The following is a 24,516-nucleotide window of genomic DNA, read 5'->3' as shown; positions in this document are numbered from 1 at the left end:
CAGCCAGCAGCACGATGGTGTAGACCGCCATGATCACGGCGGTGACGCGCTGCGCGAGGAAATCCTTCAGGCCGTAGTGCGCGCCGACAACCAGGCGCTTGGGACCGATATTGTTATTTGCCATCAGGGGCTCCTCAGAACAGGCCGAACAGCTTTGCGCCGAACACGACGGTCAGCAGCAGGCTGACGATCAGCACGCTCACAGCCGACTTGGAGGCCGAGGCCTTGTCGATGCCGATATGCAGATCGAGGATCAGGTAACGGACGCCGGCGCAGAAATGGTGCAGATACGCCCAGATGAGGGCGAGGACGACGACCTTGGCGAAGCCGTTGGACAGAAGCGCCGAGAACTTGGCGAAACTGATTTCCGATGTGAGACTTTGCTCAAACAAGTACAGCACGAACGGAAGAAGAAGGAACATCAGCGCACCGCTGGCACGGTGCAAGATGGACACCTTACCGGCCCAGGGCAAGCGGTAACGGGCGATATCGCCCAAACCGATGTTCCTGTATACCGGCCTGGCTTTCTTGATGGCTTCTGCCATGGTCAGACCCCAATTGGCTAATCAACAAACAAAACAGCTTTGCACAAATCCGCAAGATTCTAGCGCGCTTTTGTTGCGCAGCGCACCAATAATTCCATGCGACGCGCTCCACTTTTGTGCTTCCTGCCCTCGCCTGCCAGTGGCGTGATACGGGGGCCGATTGTCCTCTTTACACTGCATTCATGACGCGCAATACGCTGTTGCGCAACGCACAAACTAAGGCTCCGCCGAGGCCGGAGCCGCCCGCACGGATCAGCCCCGGCGATGCGTCATCAATTCAGTTCGTTCTGGTAGTAGTGCCGCGTCGTGACGTACAGGCCACGGCGTATCTCCACCGGTTTGTCGCCGAACGTGTGCGACACACGCTCCACCGAGAGCAAGGGCGATTCAGCCGCCACCGACAGTAACTCAGCCGTGGCCGCATCGGCCGCCACAGCACGGATGCGCTCGGTGGCACGCAGCATGCGCACGCCGAACTCCGTCTCGAAGAACGCGTACATCGGGCCTTTCCACTCGGTCAGCTTTTCAGCCGTCAGCCCTTTGAAGCTCGCGCCCGGTAGCCAGATCTCTTCCAGCACGGTTGGCTCACCCGAAAAGAACAGGATGCGGCGGATCTGCACAACGCTGTCGCCGGCCTTGAGTTCGAGCAGGCGGGCAATCTCGGCCGGGGCACGCATGCGCTTGCACTCCAACACTCGGCTGCTCGGGTAGTGCTGCTCGCCCTGCTCCGGCATCAGACGCAAGAAACGGAACTGCACACCCTCTTCATAGTGGGTGGTAACGAAGGTGCCCTTGCCCTGGCGTCGCGCGACCAGGTTTTCGGCCGCCAATTCGTCGATCGCCTTGCGCACGGTCCCCTGGCTGACCTTGTAGCGAGCCGCCAATTCCATCTCACTGGGGATCATCTCGCCGGGCTTCCATTCGCCGGCTTGCAGGCTTTGCAGGATCAGCGTCTTGATCTGCTGATACAGCGGGCTGAAGGTGGGAGAGCCGCCCGCGCCCCCCGCAGTTGCGGGCGATGCGCCGCCTTCGCCGCCCGGGGGCGGCATCGCAGCGGATTGAGGGCTTGGTGTGCTCGACATAACTGCCGATTTCACCACAAAAGCGACAAAGGCGTCCAGCCCGTTTATAGAATGTCTTATGTCTTATATAAGACAGAAGATTAATTGACTTTCCGGCAAGGCCCGACCTACACTCGCGCCTGTTCCGGGCGACGGCCCACACACACGCCACGACGGCCCCAAGGTCAATCGCACGTGTGTTTCCACATCGTCATGCGGACGCAGTAAACTGCGAGGCTCTTGCCGATTCTGAGCCGACCGCCCACGAGGCGCCGACCGTTGCCGGCAATGCCTGCGAGGCTGCACCGACATCCCGCCGGGATGCCCGCCGCGCGCAGTGCGATCCGCTTTCACTACCGTTTGGAGAGTTCTCATGGCAAAAGCACCCATGCGCGTCGCAGTGACCGGCGCTGCTGGACAGATCGGTTACGCCCTGCTGTTCCGCATCGCCGCCGGCGAAATGCTGGGCAAGGATCAGCCCGTCATCCTGCAACTGCTGGAAATCCCCGATGAGAAGGCCCAGAAGGCGCTCAAGGGCGTGATGATGGAGATCGAAGACTGCGCATTCCCGCTGCTGGCTGGCATGGAAGCGCATTCCGACCCGATGACCGCGTTCAAGGACGTCGACGTGGCCCTGCTGGTGGGCGCCCGCCCCCGCGGCCCGGGCATGGAACGTGCGGATCTGCTGTCGGCCAACGCTCAGATCTTCACGGCACAGGGCAAGGCACTGAACGCCGTTGCCTCGCGCAACGTCAAGGTGCTGGTGGTCGGCAACCCGGCCAACACGAACGCCTACATCGCCATGAAGTCGGCGCCGGACCTGCCGCGCGAAAACTTCACCGCCATGCTTCGCCTGGACCACAACCGCGCCCTGTCGCAGATCGCCGCCAAGACTGGCAAGCCGGTGTCGAGCATCGAAAAGCTGTTCGTGTGGGGCAACCACAGCCCGACGATGTACGCCGACTACCGCTACGCCACGATCGACGGCAAGAGCGTCAAGGACATGATCAACGACCCGGTCTGGAACAACGACGTGTTCCTGCCGACCGTTGGCAAGCGCGGCGCCGCCATCATCGAAGCGCGCGGCCTGTCGTCGGCTGCTTCGGCTGCCAACGCCGCAATCGACCACGTGCGTGACTGGGTGCTTGGCACCAACGGCAAGATCGTCACGATGGGCATCCCGTCCAATGGCGAATACGGCATTCCGAAGGACGTGATGTTCGGCTTCCCGGTCACCACGGAAAACGGCAAGTACAAGATCGTCGAAGGCCTGGAAATCGACGAGTACAGCCAAGGCAAGATCAAGATCACGCTCGACGAGCTGGAAGGCGAGCGTGCGGGCGTGCAGCATCTGCTGTAATCCGCATGATCTGACAAAGAACCGGAGCGGATCGGCAGCGACCCCTCCGGTTTTTTTTGCACCTGCATTCACGCGAAACCACAGGCGCTTGACCCACAGCAGTACCTGCGCCACCAAACCGGTACTACCCTGTGCACCCCACCGAGGTCTTGTTCCAGGACGATGCCCTGCCGGCCCAACTGCCGGTCTGCGACCACTATGCGGGCGCAGAGAAACTGATGCGCAAGTCGCTCGCCCTGCAACAAGCCCTTGGCCCCGTTTTCGACATCACGTTTGACTGCGAAGACGGCGCCGCCGTCGGCCAGGAACGCGCACATGCCGAACTGGCCGCCGCGCTCATCAACAGCGACGACAACCGCTTCAACCGCGTTGGCGTGCGCATCCACGACCCGAACCACAATGCGTGGACGCAAGACGTCGACATCCTGGTAGGCCTTGCCGGCAGCCGCCTCGCCTATGTGACCGTGCCCAAGGTACGTGACGTGGTGGAAGTCGCCCGCGTGACCGATTACATCAACCAGGCCGCCAAGGTGGCCGGCATTGCGCGGCACCTGCCGATCCACGTGCTGATCGAAACGCATGGCGCACTGGCGCAGGTGTTCGATATCGCCTCGCTGGTGCAGGTGGAATGCCTGAGCTTCGGCCTGATGGATTTTGTTTCGGCGCACAACGGTGCGATTCCGGGGGCCGCGATGGGCTCGCCCGAGCAATTCGAGCATCCGCTGATCCGCCGCGCGCTGACCGATATTTCTGCCGCGTGTCATGCGCACGGCAAGGTGCCGTCGCACAACGTCAGCACCGACATCAAGCACCCCGACCGCGCCGGCGCCGATGCCGCGCATGCCCGCAATGCGTTCGGCTACCTGCGCAAGTGGAGCATTCATCCGGACCAGATCGCGCCGATCGTTTCCGCGTTTCGCCCATCGCACGAAGAAGTGACACACGCGAGCGCCATTCTTGCGGCTGCGCAGGATGCCTCATGGGGACCGATCCAGCATGAAGGCCGGCTGCATGACCGTGCGAGCTATCGCTATTGGTGGGCCGTGCTGCAACGTGCGCATACCACCGGCGTGGAGATGCCGGCCGACGCGGTCGCGCGCTTCTTTGCGTGACACGCATAGAGAGGAGATTCGCCATGACGGCAAACACACAAGCCAGCGCAGGCGCCCGCTTCCGCCAGGCGCTCGTCGATGAGTCGCCGCTGCAGGTGGTCGGCACCATCAACGCCAACCACGCGCTGCTGGCCAAGCGCGCCGGCTATCGCGCGATCTACCTGTCGGGTGGCGGCGTGGCCGCTGGCTCGCTGGGCTTGCCGGACCTCGGCATATCGGGCCTGGACGACGTTTTGACCGACGTCCGCCGCATCACCGATGTGTGCGACGTACCGCTGCTGGTAGACGTCGACACGGGCTTCGGCGCTTCCGCGTTCAACGTGGCGCGTACGACCAAGTCGCTCATCAAGTTTGGCGCTGCGGCCATGCATATCGAAGATCAGGTCGGCGCGAAGCGCTGCGGCCATCGCCCGAACAAGGAGATCGTCTCGAAGGACGAGATGGTCGATCGCATCAAGGCTGCCGTCGATGCACGCACCGACGCCAACTTTGTCGTCATGGCCCGCACCGATGCGCTTGCCGTCGAAGGGTTCGACCGTGCCCTTGAACGCGCCGTCGCCTGCGTGGAAGCCGGCGCGGACGCGATCTTTCCCGAGGCGATGACGGACCTGTCGATGTACCGCAAGTTTGTCGACGCGGTGAAGGTACCGGTGCTGGCCAACATTACCGAATTTGGCCAGACGCCGCTTTTCACGCGCGATGAGCTGGCATCCGCAGGCGTGTCGATGATCCTGTATCCGCTGTCGGCATTCCGCGCGATGAACAAGGCCGCGGAGAACGTCTACGCCGCCATTCGTCGGGACGGCACGCAACAGAACGTCGTCGACACCATGCAGACGCGCATGGAACTGTACAACAGCATCGGTTATCACGATTACGAAGCCAAGCTGGACGCGCTGTTCGCACAGAATCGCGGTTGAGCCGGGCTACGATCCCCATCAACGCAAACAAGGAGAACGGAAGGCAAAACTGCGGGGTAAGTTGCCCGGAAACGACCCGAAAGACGGCGCTGGTGCTGGCACGACACCCCCATTTGGCGGAGCGGTCGGGCGAGCATGTAACAGAACGTTGGGCATGGCGTCCAAATCGGTCAAAATACCGGCCGGTGTGCGAAATGCCGTGGCATTCCGTGGCCTGGCAATCGCCTCCCCCACTCTGTCTTACCGAAGGAAACCCTATGAACAAATTCATCGTGGGCGCCTGTGCTGGCGTTCTTTCGCTGGCTGCATCGCAATATGCAACCGCCCAGGCACCTGCCAAGCCGGCTGCCAAGAAGGCTCCGGCCAAGAAGCACGCCGCCAAGAAGGCCGCCCCTGTTGCCGCCGTCAAGCCGGAAGGCGTCGAATGGAAGTGCGAGCTTGGCAACGAGCTGTACCTCAAGGGCGACATGGCGCGCGACCAGATCATCACGATGCACTGGAAAGGCAAGAACTACCAGCTGCCCCGCCAGATGACCCGCACCGGCGCCGACCGCTACTTCGACCAGAAGACCGGTATGGACCTGGTGGTGATCCCGAGCAAGGCCATGCTGTTCGACCGCAACGAAGGCCACCGCCTGGCCGATGAATGCCAGACTGCCGAAATGGCCGCCGGCGCACCGGCCCCGACGCAAGCCGGCGCCCTGCGCGCTCCGGCCGGCCTGCCGCTGATGACGCCGGACAGCCCGGCCCCGGCCCCGGCTCCGGCCCCCGCTCCGGGTGCAGCCCAACCGGCCCAGCAGTAACGCGATATCGCGCAAAAAGCCCACAGGAACCACCCATGTCCGCACCGGTTGCGAACATCTGCACGAATCCGGACAAGGTCATCGTCGACGATGTGACCTTGCGTGGATGCGCCGGGCTCCTTGGGCTCTTTGTGCCTGGGACCGTCCTGCCAGATGGCACGACGGGCACGACGGCCCCAGGCACACCCCTCTTCGGCCATCTGGCAATCGAAGATCACCAAGATGCCGTCGCCCGCGGTCCGCGCACGGATGTGCTGCGCATGAACATTGTCCGCGTGGCAGACAAGCCTTTCACCACGAATGACCACGACGCCAAGAAGCGTTCGATCGCCCATGGCATCACCGCCCGCATCAACGGCGGGAGGAAGACGCTCGGCGGTGTCGTGATGATGTACCCGACCGGTCAGAAGCCATGCCGGTCAACGCGTTTGTCGGTTTGCACGTGATTTGATTTTGTCGATTTGATGTATCCGCAAGGGGCGCTCCGGCACCCCGCGCAATCCTTAAGCCTTGGAGTCATGCCATGCCCCACAATCTGAAAAAAACACTCAAGGAATTTAAGATCAACGGCGGCCAGACCGGCAAGTTCCACTCCCTGCCGCAACTGGGCAAGGAACTGGGCGTGGCGATCGAGCGCCTGCCGGTGTCGATCCGCATCGTGCTGGAGTCCGTGCTGCGCAACTGCGACGGCAAGAAGGTGACCGAAGAGCACGTCGCGCAACTGGCCCACTGGAAGCCGAACGCCGAACGCGTTGACGAAATCCCGTTCGTGGTTGCTCGCGTGGTGCTGCAAGACTTTACCGGCGTGCCGCTGCTGGCCGACCTGGCCGCCATGCGCAACGTGGCCGAGCGCATGGGCAAGAACCCCAAGAAGATCGAACCGCTGGTGCCGGTCGACCTGGTAGTGGATCACTCGGTCCAGATCGACCACTTCCGCGAGAAGAAGGCGCTGGACCTCAATATGCAACTGGAATTCTCGCGCAACAACGAGCGCTACCAGTTCATGAAGTGGGGCATGCAGGCATTCGACACGTTTGGCGTGGTGCAGCCGGGCTTCGGCATCGTCCACCAGGTCAACCTGGAGTACCTGGCACGCGGCGTCCATAAGAAGGACGGCGTGTACTACCCGGATACGCTGGTCGGCACCGACAGCCACACCACCATGATCAACGGTATCGGCGTGGTGGGCTGGGGCGTGGGCGGCATCGAGGCGGAAGCCGGCATGCTGGGCCAGCCGGTGTACTTCCTGACGCCGGACGTGGTGGGCGTGGAACTCAAGGGCCGTCTGCGCGAAGGCGTGACCGCCACCGACCTGGTGCTCACCATCACCGAAATGCTGCGCAAGGAGAAGGTGGTCGGGAAGTTCGTCGAGTTCTTCGGCGAAGGCACGGCCAGCCTGTCGCTGCCGGACCGCGCGACCATCGGCAACATGGCGCCGGAATACGGCGCGACCATGGGCTTCTTCCCGGTGGACGACAAGACCATCGACTACTTCAAGGGTACTGGCCGCACGAAGGACGAAATTAACGCGTTCGAAGCTTACTTCCGCGCACAGAAGCTGTTTGGCGTGCCCAAGGCCGGCGAGATCGACTACACCAAGACGCTGACGCTGGACCTGGGCACGGTTGCCCCGTCGCTGGCAGGCCCGAAGCGCCCGCAGGACCGTATCGAAATCGGCCACGTGAAGTCGACGTTCTCGTCGCTGTTCTCGAAGCCGGTCGGGGAAAACGGTTTCAACAAGAAAGCGGAAGACCTCGACACGACCTTCACGACCACCAACGGCGTGGATGTGAAGAGCGGCGACGTGCTGATCGCGGCCATCACCTCGTGCACGAACACCTCGAACCCGAGCGTGCTGCTGGCTGCGGGCCTGCTGGCCAAAAAGGCTGTCGAAGCCGGCCTGACGGTGGCGCCGCACATCAAGACCTCGCTCGCCCCGGGAAGCCGCGTGGTGACGAAGTACCTGGAAGCCGCTGGCCTGCTGCCGTACCTGGAAAAGCTGGGCTTTGGCGTCACCGCGTACGGCTGCACGACCTGTATCGGCAACGCCGGCGATCTGACGCCGGAACTGAACGAAGCCATCGTGAAGAACGACATTGTTGCTGCCGCCGTGCTGTCGGGCAACCGCAACTTTGAAGCGCGTATCCACCCGAACATCCGCGCCAACTTCCTGGCCTCGCCGCCGCTGGTCGTCGCTTACGCCATCGCCGGCAACGTGACGCGCGACCTGATGACCGAGCCGGTCGGCAAGGGCAAGAAGGGCAAGGACATCTACCTGGGCGACATCTGGCCGAACTCGGACGAAATCGCCAAGCTGATGAAGTTCGCGATGAACGCCGACACGTTCCGCACGAACTACGAGCAGGTCAAGAAGCCGTCCAAGCTGTGGGCCAATGTCAAGGGCACGAAGGGTCAGGTCTACGACTGGCCGAAGTCGACGTACATTGCCGAGCCGCCGTTCTTCGAAGGCTTTGGCATGACGCCGGCTGCTGCCTCGGCATCGGTCAAGGGCGCGCGCGCCCTGGGCGTGTTCGGCGATTCCGTGACGACCGACCACATCTCTCCGGCCGGTTCGATCAAGGAAACGTCGCCGGCCGGCAAGTACCTGCTGGCCAACGGCGTGCTCAAGGCCGACTTCAACAGCTACGGTTCGCGCCGCGGCAACCACGAGGTGATGATGCGCGGCACGTTCGCCAACGTCCGCATCAAAAACCTGATGATCCCGGCCAAGGCCGACGGCTCGCGCGTGGAGGGCGGTGAAACGCTATTCCAGCCGAGCGGCGAGCAAATGTCGATCTATGACGCCGCCATGAAGTACATCGCCGACGGTACGCCGACGGTCGTGTTCGGTGGCGAAGAGTACGGCACGGGCAGCTCGCGCGACTGGGCCGCCAAGGGCACGCAACTGCTGGGCGTGAAGGCCGTGATCGCACGCAGCTTCGAGCGTATCCACCGCTCGAACCTGGTCGGCATGGGCGTTCTGCCGCTGCAGTTCAAGGGCAGCGACTCGGCCCAATCGCTGGGCATCGTGGGCGACGAGACCTTCGACATCGAGGGCCTGGACGGCGAAATCAAGCCGCAGCAGGACGTCACCCTGGTCATTCATCGTGCCAACGGCGAGACCACGCGTGCGCAAGTGCTGCTGCGCATCGACACCCCGATCGAAGTGGACTACTACAAGCACGGCGGCATCCTGCCGTTCGTGCTGCGTCAGCTCCTGGCGGCTTAAGCCTCAAGCCACCACGCTGCGCTGTGCAGGTCGGAAACCGGCTCTTCGGAGCCGGTTTTTTATTGCCTGCCGAATCAAACAAGGTGACGATGCTCCAATCGGCGAGCAGGCTTTGGTACAGTGTGCCGAATAGGCCGCGTGATGCGCTCGCCCTGTTGGCGGCGAGATTGCCGTCCACCATCGCCTGATCGTTTCATTGCTGGAGTCCCGCACCCATGGCTCAAGTGGTACTTGCCTTCATCGTCGTGGCGGCTGCCGTGTTCTACATCCTGGTCAAGGCACCGCAGACCGATGCCCCGACCCCAGCCTCCGCAACGCCCGCTGTCGCAGCTGCGCCTGTGCCCCCGCCTCCACCGTTGGCGGCTTCCGAGCCAGTTGCCGCGACGCAGGCGGCACCAGCCAGCACGCCGGCCGCATCAGCACCCGCAGCGGCTTCCGTACCTGCGGCCGCAAGCAGCGTGGCAGCGGGAGCATCAGTGCCCGCCGCCAAGCCTTAACGATTTCGCCCTATGGATTTCGTAATGGGCGTCGTGCAGCAGCGTACAAGGGTAAAATAATGCCCCTTCATCTTTCCAACGAACGGTACGGCACAGCATGGCAGGATTCCGCTCCAAGGCTCCCCAACGTCTTTCCCCCGATGCAGAACGGCTGGTGGCCGATGCGCTGGCGCTCGACGCGTCAGGCAGCCGCATCGAAGACGTCTATTGGGAACAAAGGCTGTCCGAACGTCTTTCCCGGTTGCTCAAGAACGGCAGCCAGACCGCGCTCGACGCCGCGCTCGACCATCTTTTCAAACACAACGAGGAAGCCTCCGACGTACTGGCCGAACAAGCCGAGACACTGGCCGAATCGGCCATCCTCAACTCAGGCGGTATCGAATATGACGCGCTGCTGATTGCGGCGCCCATCCTGGCACACACGCGCTATATGATCCCCTCGGGCACGATCAAGCCCGAGATGGCGCAAACGCTGCAGGTCCACCTGCAGGCGCATGTGATGGCTTCCAACGCCCGCGTGGCATTGGCCCCCTACCTGTACAGCATCGATCAACTGCCGCGCACGCATTCCGACACTTTCGCGCTTACACACAAGCTGGCGGCCTATGCGCTGTCCGGCCAGCCGGCCAAGGTTGAATTGCGCGACATGCCCGAAACGGCGCCTATCCTGGCCGATCCGCGCTACCTGGTCGCGATCGTCGTGGCGCAGCACGGCCAGGCGCTGTTCCGCTGGCAGGAAGACGCCAAGGAACACCACGCGGAGCGCTCCGCCTGCCTGGAGCAATGGCGCGAGCAGGTCTCGCCGACCATCTCAACGCTGATGCCCGGTTGCGAGTTCGACCTGCTCCTGCCGGACGCCTTCTTCCTGTCCTGCCGCGAGTCCGACAAGCAGATCCGCCCGCTGACCGTGCGTGCTGCGGTCAATTATCTGCAGGGTGCGCTCGATATGCCGGCCAACCGCTTCGGGGCCATCATCGGCGCCTTCGGTGAAGAACAGATCGAGGAATACCGCGTGGCCTTCACGGTGCGCGGCGAGAAAGACCTCATCTACGGCATCGTCTGGCCTGTCTACGGCCGCGACGGTGGGGCCACGGATGTCGCCGCAGAAGGCGAGCCGGGGAGCCCGCTGGAGCAGATCTGCGATGAGTTGCGCGCCTGCGGCATCGAAGACATCTTCCGCCACGGCCAGCTCTTCGAGCCGGAGTACTGCGAAGACTGCGGCGCCCCGCTCTATGCAGACCGCTCGGCCGAGATCGTCCACGCAGAAATGCCGGAGGACGCGCCGACACAGCAGCCGCTGTTCCACTGATCGGCAACGCACGTTATGAAAGCCACCTTCGGGTGGCTTTTTTATTGCTCCGCCATCGTTCATATTGATTGTCGGTTTGCGTCGCACGCGCCTAACCGGGCTGCGGCACAATGACGATCTTCCGCCACATGGCATCACCGCCCGAACCCCAGGAGCCTCCCGATGACAACCCGTCCCCTCTTGTGTGTTCCCATCCGCGCCCTGATCCGCAACCTCGCCATATGCGCGCTGGCTGCGGCTTGCGCGGTGCCGTTTGCCGCGAAAGCCGATGACCTGCGCATCGGCCTATCCGCCGACGTCACGTCGATGGACCCGCAATGGAACAACGCCGGCCCCAACAACGCCATGGCGCTGCACATCTTCGAGTCACTGGTCTTCCTCGACAAGAACGGCCGCTACACGCCCGGCCTGGCTACCTCCTGGAAGCCCGTCGACGCCAACACCTGGGAGATCAAGCTCCGCCCCAACGTGAAGTGGAGTGACGGCACGCCGTTTACCGGCGAAGACGTGAAGGCATCGATCGAGCGCCCGGCGCGCCTGACCAACAGCCCGGGCCCGTTCACGAGCTATACCAAGTCGATCACCGAAGTCCAGATCGTCGATCCGCTGACGGTGCGGCTGAAGTTGTCGACGCCGAATTACGCGAGCATCCCCAACGATCTGAACAGCCTGCCCATCATCCCGAAGAAGGTGGCTAACGCGGCGCAGGCGGACTTTGATGCGGGCCGCGCAATGATCGGTACGGGCCCATTCCTGTTCGACCACTTCACGCGTGGGCAGGAAATCGTCCTGAAGAAAAACCCGCATTACTGGGGCCGCGTGCCGCAGTGGGACAAGGTGACCTTCAAGATCATCACCGACAATGCCGCGCGCACAGCCGCACTGCTCTCGGGCGATGTGGATGTTGTCGAGGCCGTGCCTGCCGCGGATGTGCCCCGCATCAAGCAGAACCCGAAGTTCCACCTCGAACAGCAGGTATCGTGGCGCACGATTTTCTGGCAGATGGACCAGAGCCGCGATGTATCGCCGTTCGTGACCGACAAGGCTGGCAAGCCGCTCGCCAAGAACCCGCTCAAGGACCATCGCGTGCGTGAGGCCATCGCGCTGGCCATCAACCGCGAAGCCATCGTCAGCCGCGTGCTTGAGGGCCAGGGCGTGGTGGCATCGAGCATCGTGTCGCCGCAGATCTTCGGGCATCCGGGCGGCAAGCCGATTGCATATGACCCGGCCCGCGCGAAGAAACTGCTTGCCGAGGCTGGCTATCCGGACGGCTTTGAGCTCACGCTGCACGCCACCAACAACCGCTACCTCAATGACGCGCAGGTCGCGCAAACCACCGCACAGCTGCTCACGCGCATCGGCATTCAGACCAAGGTGGAAACGCTGCCGGTGGCGGCGTACTTCTCGCGTGCGCGCCAGGGCGAGTTCTCGTTCATGATGCTCGGCTGGGGCTCGGTGGCAGCGGATGTGGCGCTGCGCAGCATTCTCGGCACGCCCAACGCGCAAACTGGCTACGGCTCGTGGAACTGGGGCCGCTACAGCAACCCGGAACTGGACAAACTGGTGCAGGCATCGCTCTCGACGGTGTCGAGCGAACAGGCACACGAGCAGGCCGCCAAGACTGCGGCACGCTTTGCGCAGACCGACTACGCGATCATCCCGTCGCATCACCAACTCGCCACGTGGGCAATGCGCAAGGGCATCCGCTACGAGGCGCGCACCGACGAATGGTCGCTCGCGTGGTTGTTCACCAAGCAATGATGCTCCGTTGGTAACGAACACCACGCCGTAACGCCCTGTTACAGCAAATTCGCCCGATGTGCCGCATTGGGGAAAGCCGCAGGAACTTTCGTCCTCGGCTTTCCTCTATCATGGCGATTTCCACGCCGACACCCTGTAACACTCGTGATGTTGCGACCCAAACTACTCTGTCTCGGCGTCGTCGCTTTGCTGGCCGCCTGCTCCAACTTGCAGACTGAACCGACCGATGCGTCGGCCCAGGCCACCAACGCCACGCCGAGCACCCCCGCCGTGCAAGCCAAGCCGGCCCTCCAGCCCGCCCCGACCACGCCGCCCATCGTCTTCGGCTCGACCGATAGCAGCGGTACCACGACGGTCAACCTGCCGTCCAAGGACAAGATGAGCTTGTCCGAATACCGTGCGCAAACCCGTGACCGCCTGATTCAATCGGAAGGTGCCCGCCCCGACGTGGCCGACTGCGCCGCGCATGCGAGCTGGATCATCCCGCGTTCAACCAATTTTGATCAGTTCCGCCTGCCGACCGGTGCGCTTTCCAACGACCAGGCCAAGGTCGAGCCGTGGGACTCGCGCTTCTCGTCCAGCAAGCAAGGCGCGATCAAGGTGTCGAGCGTCGTCAGCTTCAATGCCGCTGTGCACAAGCGCGGCACGGGCAACGACCAATGGGAACCCGTGCGCGTGCGCTGCGGGTATGACGAAGGGATGATGCTCGCGTACGAGCTGCTCGACGCCAATGGCCAGCCGTTCGCTGCACCGGCCGCCGCACCCTCGTCGACGGCGCGCACGCACTGCCGCCGCGGCCATCGCTGCACGACCAGTGCGGCCGCACATGGCAAGAGCACTGCCAAGGGCAAGGGCTCGACGAAAGCGACGGCAAAGTCGGCCAAGAGCAGCGGCGCGGCCAAGACCAAGTCGACGACGGCAAGCAAATCCACCGCCAAGTCGACGGCCAAGAAGACGACGAAGAAGTCGTCCTCGAACTAAGCGCAACGCGCCGCCAACGCAGGCGGCGCGGCGCTTGTCTTCAACCGAGATACTCCAGGATCGCCTGCAGCATGGCCGCACCCAATGCGGCGCTGCGGGCGCCGTCCCAGCCCACGCGTGCGTCGGGCAGGTCGGCGTTGTCCTTGAATGGCATTTCCAGCGTCAACGACAAGCAGCCATATGTGTGGCCGATGTACTTGGAGGCGAGCTTGAGCGCGTCTTCGTTGTACTTGCTGGCCTCGTAGCCATATCGCGTCTGGAAATCCGGTGAGGCGCGCAGGAAGGCCGCGACAAAGCGGTCCTGATCAGCGCGCTGTGCATCCGTAAAGCCCGGCAGCATTTCACTGCCCGCCACAAACACATAAGGCAGCGCCTCATCGCCGTGGATGTCGAAGAACAGGTCGACGCCGGTCTGCTCGATGGCCTGACGCACGGCCAGCACTTCGGGACTGCGCTGCGCGTCGGGTTCCATCCACTCGCGGTTCAGGTTGGCGCCGGCGGCGTTGGTACGCAGGTTGCCCAGCGACGAGCCGTCGGGGTTCATGTTCGGCACGATATGGAAAACGGCGCGCTCGGCAAGCACACGACCGATGGGATCGCCGCTCCAGACACCTTGACGCGTCAGACGCGCGAGCAAGCCCTCAACGAACCACTCGGCCATCGTCTCACCCGGATGCTGGCGCGCGATGATCCAGACGTTCTTCTTGCCCGGGCCGGGTTCGCCGACGGTGATGCTCGTCATGTCGCGGCCCTGCACGGTTTGCCCCAAGCGCTGCGTACGCACGCCGGGCTTCGTTTGCGCGGCAGCCACCAGCGAAAGGTGGCGCTCATCCGAATACGGCTCGAAGTACGCAAACCAGATGCTGTCGTGTTCGGGCGTCAGCTCGATGGTCATCGTCTTGCCGTCATAACGGGTCGGCACACGGAACCAGTGCTCGCGGTCGTACGAGGCCACCGCGCGGTAATCCTTCCAGCCGTCGGCATAGGTGCATTCGCCGGCGTTTTCCAGCGAGAGTTTGCAGGCTTGCCCCTGCACACCCTGCAGACGGAAGTGGAACCACTGCATGAAGTCGGCGTGCGAATCGCGGCGAATGCGCAGGCGGATGGCATCGGCGCGTGCGGCTTCGACGATTTCGATGGCACCGCTGTCGAACGCGCTGGAGATGTACGGTTGAGTGGCAGTCATGTCTGTCCTGTCATCAGGTGAGCTTGCGGCGGAAGACCCAGCGCTCGTCGTCGGAATCGGCAGCGGCAAAGGCATAGCCGTCGACATCGAACGCCTTGAGCTTGCGCGGATCGGTGATGCGGTGCTCGATCGCGTAGCGCGCCATCAGACCGCGCGCACGCTTCGCGTAGAACGAGATGATCTTGTACTGCCCGTTCTTCCAGTCTTCAAAAACCGGGCTGACGATGCGTGCCTTGAGCACCTTGGGCCGTACCACCTTGAAATACTCTTCCGACGCGAGGTTGACGAGCACGGGATCGTCGTCCTGCTTGAAGAGCTTGTTGAGCGCGAGCGTCACCTCGTCGCCCCAGAACGCGTACAGATCCTTGCCGCGCGGATTGGCGAGGCGTGTGCCCATTTCCAAGCGATACGGCTGCATCCAGTCCAGCGGGCGCAACACGCCGTATAGCCCCGACAGGATCCGCAGATGCTTCTGCGCAAACTGCAGATCGTCGACTGCCAGCGAATTGGCGTCGAGCCCGCCGTAGACATCGCCGTCGAAGGCCAGCGCGGCCTGCTTGCTGTTTTCGGCAGTGAATTCAGGGGACCAATCGGCGTAGCGCGTGGCATTGAGCGCCGCCAACGGATCGGAAATGTGCATCAGCGTGCCGATCTGCGCCGGCGACAGCTTGCGAAGCACTGCAATGAGTTCAGCGGAGCGCGCGATGAAATCGGGCAGCGTGTGGGTCTTGGTGCGCGGCGGCGTGTCGTAGTCGAGCGACTTGGCCGGCGAGAGGACGATGATCATGTCAGAATCGCGGTTCACAAGTCTGGAATTGTATCGAATGGCAGACGCTGCCGCCCTCGCCCACTCCACCCAGGCTCCGGTCCCGCGCGTGGTGCTGGATTCCAACATCTGGGTCGACATCCTGATCTTCGACGATGCGGTTGCGCGTCCGATCCGCGCTGCGTTGGAAACCGGCCAGCTGGAGGCCATCATCAGCCCCGCCTGTCGCGAAGAACTGCGCCGCGTGCTGGACTATCCGCAATTCGCCCACTACGCCGTCGACGCGCAAGCCGCACTCGCGTGGGTCGATCGCGTGACCCGATCCGTCGCCGATCCTGATGACGCGACCCGCGTGCAAGGCGAAGCATTCGTCCCGCGCTGCAAGGATCGCGACGACCAGAAATTTCTCGCGCTGGCCGATGCCGCCGGCGTTGCCTATCTCGTCTCCAAGGACCGCGCCGTGCTCAAGCTCAAGCGCCGCATGGCGAAGTATTGCGACGTGGCAGTGTTGCCGCCCAAGCAGTTCGTCGCACTGGTCCAGCTGGAGACCGCTCCCCTCGCTGCAATCCCAAATCAAGCTTGAACCCGTCTTGTCATGACCTCTGTTGAATCGTTCGCGCCCATCTCACCGCCGCCATCGCGGCTACCGAATGTCGGTACCACCATCTTCACCGTGATGTCGGCATTGGCCGTGGAAAAGCAGGCCGTCAACCTTGGCCAGGGCTTCCCGGATTTCGATTGCGACCCACGCATCGTCGATGCGGTGTCCGATGCCATGCGCTCGGGACTGAACCAATACCCGCCGATGCCGGGCGTGCCCGCACTGCGCCAAGCCATCGCCGCGAAGGTCGCCAATCTGTACGGCCACACCTACGATGCCGACCGCGAAATCACCATCACCGCCGGCGCCACGCAGGCGCTGCTGACCACAGTGCTGTGCTGCGTGCACCCGGGCGATGAAGTCATCGTCTTCGAGCCGACGTACGACAGCTACATCCCGTCGATTGAACTGGCGGGAGGCAAGGTCGTGCCGATCACGCTAAACGCGCCGGACTTCCGCATCCCGTTCGACACGCTCGCTGCTGCCATCACGCCGCGCACGCGCCTGATCATGCTCAACACACCGCACAACCCGACCGGCACGGTCTGGCATGCGGACGACATGCAGAAGCTGGCCGAGATCCTGGCGCCCACCAACGTGCTGCTGCTCTCCGATGAGGTGTACGAGCACATGGTGTACGACGGCGTGCCGCACGCGTCGGTCGCGCGCATTCCGGAGCTGGCGCGGCGCGCCTTCGTGGTGTCGAGCTTCGGCAAGACGTATCACGTGACGGGCTGGAAGGTCGGCTACGTGGCCGCGCCCGCCGCGCTCACGGCGGAATTTCGTAAGGTGCACCAGTTCAACGTGTTCACCGTCAACACGCCGATGCAGCACGGCTTGGCGAACTACATGGCCGATCCCCGCCCGTACCTGGACCTGTCTGCGTTCTATCAGCACAAGCGCGACCTGTTCCGCACGGGGTTGGAGAAAACGCGCTTCAAGCCGCTGCCGTGCCAAGGCACGTACTTCCAGTGTGTCGACTACAGCGCCATCTCCGATCTGCCCGAGGCCGAGTTCGCCAAGTGGTTGACGAGCGAGATTGGCGTGGCGGCGATCCCCGTATCGGCCTTCTACTCGCAGCCGCACGAATCGGGCGTGGTGCGCTTTTGCTTCGCCAAGAAAGACGAAACGCTCCAAGTTGCCCTGGAGCGTTTGTCGAAGGTGTAAGGCCGTAAGAGCGGAGCCGGTCAGCGCTTGCTGGCGTAGTGCGCCAGCATCTGCTCCAGATTGGCCTTGCTGTCTGCCCGCACCTTCTGCACGTTGGGGTTCTCGGCCATCTTGGCCAGATAGGGCTTGACACCCTCGACCTGCGCCAGCAGGTCTTCGCCGTAGATGATCTTGGTGGCCTGGCTGACCAGCGGGAAATGCACGATGGCCGCGCAGTCCGCAATGGTGAACGTGTCGCCCGCGACGTAAGGCGAGAACTTGAACAGCTTGGCCGCCGCCGGGATGTTCTTCTGCAACTGCTCGCGTGTTTTCGCCTTCAGGTTATCGCTGATCTTGCCGCCGAAAAACGCTTCGGGAAACAGCTGGCGCGCCACCAACTCCAGGTGCAACTCGAGGAACGTCACGATCTCCCGCACCTTGGCTGCCTTGAACGGATCGGCCGGAATCAGCGGGTGTTGCGGGTAACGCGCTTCCAGATAGTCGACGATGACCTGCGATTCGCACATCCCGCCGTCCTCACCCACCAGATACGGCACCTTGTGCAGCGGCGAAACCTCACCGTCGGTCTGGTCGGGCCAGCGCAGCGATTCTTCAAACGCAATCCCCTTCTCCATCAGCGCGAGCTTGACCTTGTTGTAGTAGTTGCTCGCAGAAAAACCGTATAGCGTCAGCATGAACCCGTCTCCTTGGTAATTTGGCCGTCCGTTATGGTCGGTGCGGATGCCAGAAATCGCACGCTCGTGCTATTTTAGCCAGACTTCTTTCGATCGCAGCGGATTTCATATGCAGACTATCGGGATTGTCGGCACGGGTGCCATGGGGCGCGGCATTGCACAGATCGCGGCCCAGGCCGGTTTGCGCGTCAAACTGTTCGATGCCAACCCGCAAGCCGTGGAAGCGGCACGCACCGCGCTGGCCGACACGCTGGCCAAGCTGGCCGCCAAGGGCAAGCTCACCGCGGATGACGCCGACGCCACAATTGCCCGGCTGATTCCGGCCGGCGCCCTCACCGACCTGGCCGACTGCGATCTGGTGGTCGAGGCCATCGTCGAGAAGCTGGACATCAAGCGCGACCTCTTCCGTCAGCTCGAAGACATCGTCCGCGCGGATGCCATCCTGGCTTCGAATACATCGTCGTTGTCAATCACTGCCATTGCCGCGACATGCAAGCACCCCGAACGCGTCGCGGGCTTCCACTTCTTCAACCCGGTGCCGCTGATGAAGGTGGTCGAAGTGATCGACGGCCTGCGCAGTGCGCCCGCCACCGGTGACACCCTGGCCGCACTGGCCAAGCGCATGGGCCACACCGCCGTACGCTGCATCGACATGCCCGGCTTCATCGTCAACCACGCTGGGCGCGGCATGAATACCGAAGGCCTGCGCGTGGCCCAGGAAAGTGTGGCTGCGTATGCAGACATCGACGCCATCATGCGCGAGCAGGCTGGCTTCCGCATGGGGCCGTTCGAGCTGATGGACCTGACAGGGCTGGATGTCTCGCACCCGGTGATGGAATCGGTCTATCGCCAGTTCTACGAGGAGCCGCGCTATCGTCCGTCGCAGATCACGGCGGTGCGCTTTGCCGGCGGCATTCTGGGCCGCAAGACAGGCGAAGGTTTCTACCGCTATCCGGAAGGGCAGAAACAGGTACCCGCTGACGCGCCCGCCCCGTTTGCACGTCCGTCTTCGGTGTGGATCAGCCGCGTGCATGACGCCGGCCACGCCGCAGCGCAGCGCCTGTTGCTCGATCTGGGGATCACGCCCGAAGCAGGGTCCAAACCGTCCGCCGATGCGTTGATCATCGTCACGCCGCGCGGGCTGGATGCCACGGCCTGCGTGGCCGCCGAAGGGCTCGACGCACGCCGCACCGTGGCGCTCGACACGCTCTATCCGTTTGCCGCCACCAAGCGCCGCACGCTCATGACCACCCCCGCCACAGAGGCGGCCTACCGCGATGCCGCACACGGCTTGCTCGCCTCCGATGGCGTGCCGGTCACGGTGATCCGCGATTCGGGTGGTTTTGTCGCGCAGCGCATCGTCGCATGCATCGTCAACATCGCGTGCGACATCGCACAGCAGCGCATTGCCACGCCCACGGACATTGATCTGGCCGTCACGCTGGGCCTCGGCTATCCGCAAGGACCGCTGGCACTGGGCGATACGCTGGGCACCCACGCCGTCCTTGAGGTGCTGCAGAACCTGTACACGCTCTATGGTGACCCGCGTTATCGCCCGAGCCCGTGGCTGCTGCGCCGTGCCCGTCTGGGCATGTCGCTGCTCACGCCTGATGCCTGATTGCCGATTACTCCGACGAGGCTGCCATGACCGCCCAATTGCTCTCCAAACGCATCGGCTCGACGCTGGTGCTTACGCTGTCCAACCCTGACGCGCGCAACGCGCTGGACCCGGTGATGTACACCGCGTCGATGGAAGCCCTGGACCGCGCCGCCAACGACAACGAGATCCGCGCCGTCATCTTCACCGGGGCCGGCAATGCCTTCTGTGCAGGCGGCAACCTGAACCGCCTGCTGGAAAACCGAAGCAAACCGAGGAGCGTGCAGGAAGACGGCATCGACGCGCTCAACCATTGGATCGAGACGATCCGCACGTTTCCCAAGCCCGTGATTGCCGCTGTGGAAGGCCCCGCAGCGGGCGCGGGTTTCTCTCTGGTACTGGCGTGCGACTTTGCGATTGCCGCGTCGGATGCGAAGTTCGTGATGGCGTATGTGAACGTGGCGCTCACGCCGGACGGCGGTGGCTCGTGGCACATCGCGCGCTTCCTGCCGCGCCCGCTGGCGAGCGAAATCATCATGCTCGGCAAGCCTGTCGGCGCGGAGCGGCTTGCGCACTTCGGCCTCATCAATGAGGTGGTCAAACCCGGCGAGGCGCTGGACCAGGCATTGGCACTGGCAGAAAAACTTGCTGCGCAATCACCGCATGCGGTGGGCCGCATCAAGGGCCTGATCGCCCATGCCGAAGATGCCTCGCTGCACGATCACCTCAAGGCCGAACAGCACAGCTTTGTCGAAGCGCTGCACCACGCCGACGGCAACGAAGGCATCTCGGCCTTCCTGCAAAAGCGCAAACCCCAATACCGCTAGTTTCCAGCTCGCATGGTTCCCTTTCCGACACCCAAGCGCCGGCGCGTCTACCTGATGCGTCATGGCGCCGTTACGTATTTCGACGAAACCGGCCGCCCCGTCCCGTCGCCCGAGGCCGTACCGCTCAACGAACTCGGCCGCAGCCAAAGCACCGCTGCCGGCAAGATCTTCGCCGCCGAGAACATCGTCTTCGACCGCGTGATCGTCAGCGGCCTGCCGCGCACGGTGGAGACCGCGCAGCGTGTGCTGGCCGAGATGCCGGCGATGCAGGAACGCCGCATCGCGCTTGAACAATGGCCCGAGCTGCAGGAGATCCGTGGCGGCAAGCTGGCGGAAATTCCCGAGCATGAACTCGCGCAAGCCTTTATCGGCGCGTTTGAAGGCACGGTGTCGGAAGACCGGCGCTTCCTCAACGGCGAGCGCATCGGCGAATTTCTCGATCGCGTGATTCCGTCCATCGCCCGACTGCGCGCACAAGCCGACTGGGACACCGTGCTACTGGTGCTGCATGGCGGCACCAACCGCGCGATCCTCTCGCACGCCATCACCGGTGGTGAACGCGTGTTCTTCGGCAGCCTCGCCCAGACCGCCGGCTGCATCAACGTGCTCGATGTTGGCGATGCACCGACCGACTGGGTGCTGCGCATGAGCAATTTCTCGGCGCCCTCGCCTACGCATCTCGGCTCGCGGCTGACGACGATGGAGGTGCTGCTGCAGCAATACCTTCAACATCGGCAGCCGGCTGCCTGAATTTTCCAGACACACAACAAGATTCGGAGACACACCCATGGCACAGACGGACCAGCAGGATTTCTCGGCCTTCGAGGGCACACGCCCGGTGGCAGAACAGCAGAAGTTCGACATCGGCGCGCTGCAAGCATGGATGCGCGACAACGTGGAAGGCTTTGCAGGCCCGCTCACGGTTGAGCAGTTCAAGGGCGGCCAGTCAAACCCGACGTTCAAGCTGATCACGCCGTCGCGCACATACGTGATGCGCGCCAAGCCGGGACCGAAGGCGAAGCTGCTGCCGTCCGCGCATGCAATCGAACGCGAGTACCGCGTGATGGATGCACTGGCCAAGACCGACGTGCCCGTCGCCAAGATGTATGCACTGTGTGAAGACGAAGCCGTGATCGGGCGCGCCTTCTACATCATGGAATTCGTGCAGGGCCGCGTGCTGTGGGATCAGGCCCTGCCCGGCATGGAGCCCGCCGAGCGCACCGCCATCTATGACGAGATGAACCGCGTCATCTCTGCGCTGCACACGGTGGACTACGCCGCCATCGGCCTGGCCGATTACGGCAAACCCGGCAACTATTTCGCGCGCCAGATCGAGCGCTGGAGCAAGCAGTACAAGCTGTCGGAAACCGAGTCGATTCCCGCCATGGACAACCTGATCGAATGGCTGCCCAAGCACGTGCCGCAGGAAACCGAGGAGATCACCAGCATCGTTCACGGCGACTACCGGCTCGACAACCTGATCTTCCACCCCACCGAGCCACGCGTACTGGCCATCCTGGATTGGGAGTTGTCGACGCTGGGCCACCCGCTGGCCGATTTCAGCTACCACTGCATGAGCTGGCACATCGAGCCGGGGCAGTTCCGCGGCGTGGCGGGGCTGGACTTCGCCGCACTGGGCATCCCCACGGAAGCCGAGTACATCCGCCAGTACGAACAACGCACCGGCCGCCGCATCACAGGGGACTGGAACTTCTACCTCGCCTACAACATGTTCCGCATAGCCGGCATCCTGCAGGGAATCATGAAGCGCGTGGTGGATGGCACGGCGTCTTCGGCGCAGGCGCTGGAAGCGGGCAAACGCGCCCGCCCGATGGCTGAACTGGGTTGGAAGTACGCCCAGCGGGCCGGCGCATGATGTTGCGTCTTACTCAGTAGCGGGTTTCTCGTACTCGCGCGCGGCTTCCAGCTGACCGGACAGCGGCGCTTCCAGCTCCAGCACCACCCCGCCCGGCAACTGCACGAAGATCTGTGCGGCAGGCCGCGCGGGATGTTTTCGCACCTGATGCGGCGTACCGCTTTCACGTACCGCCGCCAGCACATCCGCCGCATCCTTCTTGGTGCGAAACGCGATGTGCGAGAACACCAGTTCGGGCGCATCGCCCTCCTGTGTCACCAGGTGCACCAGCGCGTCGTCGTTTTGGTAGAGCCACGTGCCGGGAAACGGAAACGCCGGGCGCGGCCCCGGTTTCCAGCCAAGCACGTCGGCAAAAAACTTCAGGATGGACGCGTCTGCTGCCACGTGAAAGTTCACGTGGTCGAATGTCCAATCGCTGTCGGGTGTCATAGCAAACCGCCTCCTTCGATATCGATGATGGCGCCGGTCATGAAGCCATTGGTCATGGCCAGCAGATAGCCCTGGGCGAGATCTTCCGGCGTGCCGACACGGCCGACCGGCAAGCCGCTGCCGATGCGCGCGAGCATGGCCTGCCGATCGGCCGGCGCGCCCCACACCTCCGTATCCACCACGCCGGGGCTGATCACATTGACACGGCGCGGTGCGAGTTCCTTCGCCAGGTTCTTGCCGGCGGCTTCCACCGCCGCGTTGATGGAGCCACGCAGCAAGCCGGTCGCCGTCGCCTTGCGTGAGAGCAGGCCAGAGGTGAGCGTAATCGATGCGCGTTCCGCCAGATACGGCAATGCGGCCTGCACCGCCATCAGCGCGGCAAACAGCTTGGTGCCGAAACTCTGTTCGAGGTCGGCACGTTGCAGCGTGGCAAGCGGCGGCGGGCTCGTACGCGAGCCGATGGTGATGACGAGATGATCGATTTTGCCGGTGACGGCTGCCTGCGCCACCGCACCCGCCAGCGATGCCGTGTCATTCGCATCAACGGCAATGCCGTCGATGCCATCCCCCGCCTTGGCCGAGCGGCCCAACACCGTTACGCGGGCGCCTTCGGCTGCAGCTGCGCGTGCCACCGCTTGCCCAATGCCGGCCGTACCGCCCAACACCACCACCGACTGGTCCTGCAAGGTCTTCGAAGTCATGCCAATGCTCCTTTGAGAAGAAGAAAGAAAAAACCGTCAATCGATTGGGGCCATTCTTTCATCAAACAAAAGCAAGATAATCGGGCTATGCTTTGATGATTCTCCAAATCTGCTTTGACAATGATCGCCCTCGATGACCTCCGCCTGCTGGTGCGCATTGCCGACGCCGGCAACCTGTCCGCCGCCGCGCGCCAGCTCGGCTGGCTGCCCGCCACTGCCAGCGCCGCACTCAAGCGCGTGGAGACCGAACTCGGCGCCCGCTTGTTCGAGCGCACCACGCGCAGCATGCGCCCGACCGAAGCCGGTCAGCGTTATCTAGGGTACGCAAGACAGGCTCTGGAGGCACTGGACGAAGGCGCGGAAAGCCTCGGGCAGGATCGCACCGAGCTGTCCGGACCCATCCGCATTGCGGCCACATCAGACCTGGGGCGGCACATCCTGCGCCCATGGCTCGACGCCTTTTGCGATGAGCACCCCGGCGTGCGGATCACGCTGGTACTGGGCGACCGGCTGGCCGACCTGATGCGCGAAGACCTCGACTTCGCGCTCCGCTATGGGCATCTGCAGGATTCGGCACTGGTGCGGCGACCGCTGGCATCGCATCCGCGCGTGATCGTGGGTGCGCCGTCGTACTTCAAGCAGCATGGCCGGCCCGCGCACCCGAGCGACCTGGCCGACCACCGCTGCCTGATCCTCCTGCGCAACGGCGAGCCCGTCACGCGCTGGCAACTCACGCACACCAGCGGCCCCGCCCCGATCGACGTGCGCGGTGATTTCCAATGCGACGACGGCGCCGTGGTGCGCGACTGGGCGGTCGCGGGGCGTGGCCTGGCGTTCAAATCGTGGTTGGATGTCGCGCAAGACGTGAGCGCGGGCCGGCTGGAGGTGGCATTGCCGGCGTGGAGTCATGCGCCCACGCCGCTGCAGCTTGTTGCCCTTGCGCGCCGCCATCGACCGGCGCGGCTGACAGCGTGTGCAGACTTCCTTGCCGCGCGCTTTGCGGAGTTCAGTGCGCGTTACCCGTTCCCGGCGGCAACGGCGACAACGGCGGCAACGGCATCGCCCAAGCCGACCAAAGCCAAGTCGGCGGTCACCGCCAAGACATAGGCCTGTG

24 protein-coding genes and 1 pseudogene are annotated in these 24,516 nt (G+C 63.6%); 17 read left to right on the top strand and 8 right to left on the bottom strand.

Going from position 1 to position 24,516, the window contains the following annotated elements; translation table 11 throughout:
- From R2N16_RS16350 to R2N16_RS16340, 3 genes and pseudogenes are all read right to left on the bottom strand, one after another.
- Nucleotides 1-124, bottom strand: a pseudogene (locus R2N16_RS16350) (succinate dehydrogenase, hydrophobic membrane anchor protein); the annotation flags it as partial.
- Nucleotides 125-134: 10 nt separating this feature from the next.
- Entirely contained in the window at nt 135-545 is a 411-nt protein-coding gene (gene sdhC / locus R2N16_RS16345) for a succinate dehydrogenase, cytochrome b556 subunit (RefSeq protein ID WP_012436028.1), read from the bottom strand.
- Between the two features lie 272 nt (nt 546-817).
- On the bottom strand, nt 818-1,627 hold the full coding sequence (locus R2N16_RS16340) for a GntR family transcriptional regulator (protein ID WP_316666773.1): 810 nt from the start codon (nt 1,625-1,627) through the stop codon (nt 818-820).
- A gap of 352 nt (nt 1,628-1,979) precedes the next feature.
- Between R2N16_RS16340 and R2N16_RS16335 the strand changes: the two genes are divergently transcribed.
- The 10 genes from R2N16_RS16335 to R2N16_RS16290 all read left to right on the top strand — a co-directional run bounded on the left by R2N16_RS16335 (nt 1,980) and on the right by R2N16_RS16290 (nt 13,578).
- Nucleotides 1,980-2,966 carry a malate dehydrogenase gene (locus R2N16_RS16335; protein WP_045206237.1) on the top strand — a complete coding sequence of 329 codons (987 nt, stop codon included), beginning with the start codon at nt 1,980-1,982 and terminating at the stop codon, nt 2,964-2,966.
- Between the two features lie 131 nt (nt 2,967-3,097).
- On the top strand, nt 3,098-4,078 hold the full coding sequence (locus R2N16_RS16330) for an HpcH/HpaI aldolase/citrate lyase family protein (RefSeq protein WP_316666772.1): 981 nt from the start codon (nt 3,098-3,100) through the stop codon (nt 4,076-4,078).
- A 23-nt stretch (nt 4,079-4,101) separates the two neighbouring features.
- A complete protein-coding gene (prpB, locus tag R2N16_RS16325; RefSeq protein WP_316666771.1) occupies nt 4,102-4,998 on the top strand; it encodes a methylisocitrate lyase in 897 nt (298 codons plus the stop codon).
- 257 nt (nt 4,999-5,255) lie between these two features.
- Nucleotides 5,256-5,801 carry a hypothetical protein gene (locus R2N16_RS16320; protein WP_316666770.1) on the top strand — a complete coding sequence of 182 codons (546 nt, stop codon included), beginning with the start codon at nt 5,256-5,258 and terminating at the stop codon, nt 5,799-5,801.
- A 35-nt stretch (nt 5,802-5,836) separates the two neighbouring features.
- Nucleotides 5,837-6,247, top strand: coding sequence for a 2-methylcitrate dehydratase (locus tag R2N16_RS16315; protein ID WP_316666769.1), 411 nt, complete (start codon nt 5,837-5,839; stop codon nt 6,245-6,247).
- Between the two features lie 77 nt (nt 6,248-6,324).
- Nucleotides 6,325-9,030 (top strand): aconitate hydratase AcnA, encoded by a 2,706-nt coding sequence (gene acnA / locus R2N16_RS16310; RefSeq protein WP_316666768.1) that lies wholly within the window; start codon nt 6,325-6,327, stop codon nt 9,028-9,030.
- Nucleotides 9,031-9,245: 215 nt separating this feature from the next.
- Entirely contained in the window at nt 9,246-9,527 is a 282-nt protein-coding gene (locus R2N16_RS16305; protein WP_316666767.1) for a hypothetical protein, read from the top strand.
- A gap of 97 nt (nt 9,528-9,624) precedes the next feature.
- Complete coding sequence (locus tag R2N16_RS16300; protein WP_316666766.1) at nt 9,625-10,836, top strand: DUF2863 family protein; 1,212 nt, start codon at nt 9,625-9,627, stop codon at nt 10,834-10,836.
- Nucleotides 10,837-10,998: 162 nt separating this feature from the next.
- A complete protein-coding gene (locus tag R2N16_RS16295) occupies nt 10,999-12,597 on the top strand; it encodes an ABC transporter substrate-binding protein (RefSeq protein ID WP_316666765.1) in 1,599 nt (532 codons plus the stop codon).
- 147 nt (nt 12,598-12,744) lie between these two features.
- Nucleotides 12,745-13,578 carry a BspC domain-containing protein gene (locus R2N16_RS16290; protein WP_316666764.1) on the top strand — a complete coding sequence of 278 codons (834 nt, stop codon included), beginning with the start codon at nt 12,745-12,747 and terminating at the stop codon, nt 13,576-13,578.
- 40 nt (nt 13,579-13,618) lie between these two features.
- Here the strand turns inward: R2N16_RS16290 and R2N16_RS16285 are convergent, their stop codons facing one another.
- Together R2N16_RS16285 and yaaA are read right to left on the bottom strand one after the other, a co-directional pair.
- Nucleotides 13,619-14,764, bottom strand: coding sequence for a M14 family metallopeptidase (locus R2N16_RS16285; protein WP_316666763.1), 1,146 nt, complete (start codon nt 14,762-14,764; stop codon nt 13,619-13,621).
- Nucleotides 14,765-14,777: 13 nt separating this feature from the next.
- Entirely contained in the window at nt 14,778-15,551 is a 774-nt protein-coding gene (gene yaaA, locus R2N16_RS16280; RefSeq protein ID WP_316666762.1) for a peroxide stress protein YaaA, read from the bottom strand.
- Nucleotides 15,552-15,588: 37 nt separating this feature from the next.
- Here yaaA and R2N16_RS16275 point away from each other — a divergent pair, with 37 nt between their 5' ends.
- On the top strand, nt 15,589-16,113 hold the full coding sequence (locus tag R2N16_RS16275) for a putative toxin-antitoxin system toxin component, PIN family (RefSeq protein WP_316666761.1): 525 nt from the start codon (nt 15,589-15,591) through the stop codon (nt 16,111-16,113).
- Between the two features lie 12 nt (nt 16,114-16,125).
- Nucleotides 16,126-17,298: a pyridoxal phosphate-dependent aminotransferase gene (locus tag R2N16_RS16270; protein WP_316666760.1), complete on the top strand. Its 1,173-nt coding sequence runs from the start codon at nt 16,126-16,128 to the stop codon at nt 17,296-17,298.
- Between the two features lie 20 nt (nt 17,299-17,318).
- On the opposite strand, the gene R2N16_RS16265 is transcribed toward R2N16_RS16270, so the two are convergent.
- Entirely contained in the window at nt 17,319-17,972 is a 654-nt protein-coding gene (locus tag R2N16_RS16265) for a glutathione S-transferase (RefSeq protein ID WP_316666759.1), read from the bottom strand.
- 46 nt (nt 17,973-18,018) lie between these two features.
- Between R2N16_RS16265 and R2N16_RS16260 the strand changes: the two genes are divergently transcribed.
- The 4 genes from R2N16_RS16260 to R2N16_RS16245 are packed head-to-tail and all read left to right on the top strand — an operon-like array spanning nt 18,019 to nt 22,272.
- Nucleotides 18,019-19,590 carry a 3-hydroxyacyl-CoA dehydrogenase gene (locus R2N16_RS16260; RefSeq protein ID WP_316666758.1) on the top strand — a complete coding sequence of 524 codons (1,572 nt, stop codon included), beginning with the start codon at nt 18,019-18,021 and terminating at the stop codon, nt 19,588-19,590.
- Between the two features lie 26 nt (nt 19,591-19,616).
- Complete coding sequence (locus R2N16_RS16255; protein WP_232040428.1) at nt 19,617-20,396, top strand: oxepin-CoA hydrolase, alternative type; 780 nt, start codon at nt 19,617-19,619, stop codon at nt 20,394-20,396.
- A gap of 12 nt (nt 20,397-20,408) precedes the next feature.
- On the top strand, nt 20,409-21,146 hold the full coding sequence (locus R2N16_RS16250; protein WP_316666757.1) for a histidine phosphatase family protein: 738 nt from the start codon (nt 20,409-20,411) through the stop codon (nt 21,144-21,146).
- A gap of 37 nt (nt 21,147-21,183) precedes the next feature.
- Nucleotides 21,184-22,272 carry a phosphotransferase gene (locus R2N16_RS16245; protein ID WP_316666756.1) on the top strand — a complete coding sequence of 363 codons (1,089 nt, stop codon included), beginning with the start codon at nt 21,184-21,186 and terminating at the stop codon, nt 22,270-22,272.
- 9 nt (nt 22,273-22,281) lie between these two features.
- On the opposite strand, the gene R2N16_RS16240 is transcribed toward R2N16_RS16245, so the two are convergent.
- Nucleotides 22,282-22,701, bottom strand: a complete 420-nt coding sequence (locus R2N16_RS16240) for a VOC family protein (protein ID WP_316666755.1) — start codon at nt 22,699-22,701, stop codon at nt 22,282-22,284.
- Nucleotides 22,698-23,402, bottom strand: a complete 705-nt coding sequence (locus tag R2N16_RS16235; protein ID WP_316666754.1) for an SDR family oxidoreductase — start codon at nt 23,400-23,402, stop codon at nt 22,698-22,700. Before R2N16_RS16235 ends, R2N16_RS16240 begins: the two co-directional genes overlap by 4 nt.
- Nucleotides 23,403-23,522: 120 nt before the next feature.
- Between R2N16_RS16235 and R2N16_RS16230 the strand changes: the two genes are divergently transcribed.
- Nucleotides 23,523-24,509, top strand: a complete 987-nt coding sequence (locus R2N16_RS16230) for a LysR family transcriptional regulator (protein ID WP_316666753.1) — start codon at nt 23,523-23,525, stop codon at nt 24,507-24,509.
- The last annotated feature ends 7 nt before the right edge of the window (nt 24,510-24,516 follow it).

The organism is Ralstonia psammae, assembly GCF_958405935.1.
GTDB lineage: Bacteria > Pseudomonadota > Gammaproteobacteria > Burkholderiales > Burkholderiaceae > Ralstonia > Ralstonia psammae.
The sequence above is the reverse complement of the archived record's forward strand: the minus strand, read 5'-3'. Positions and strand labels throughout refer to the sequence as shown.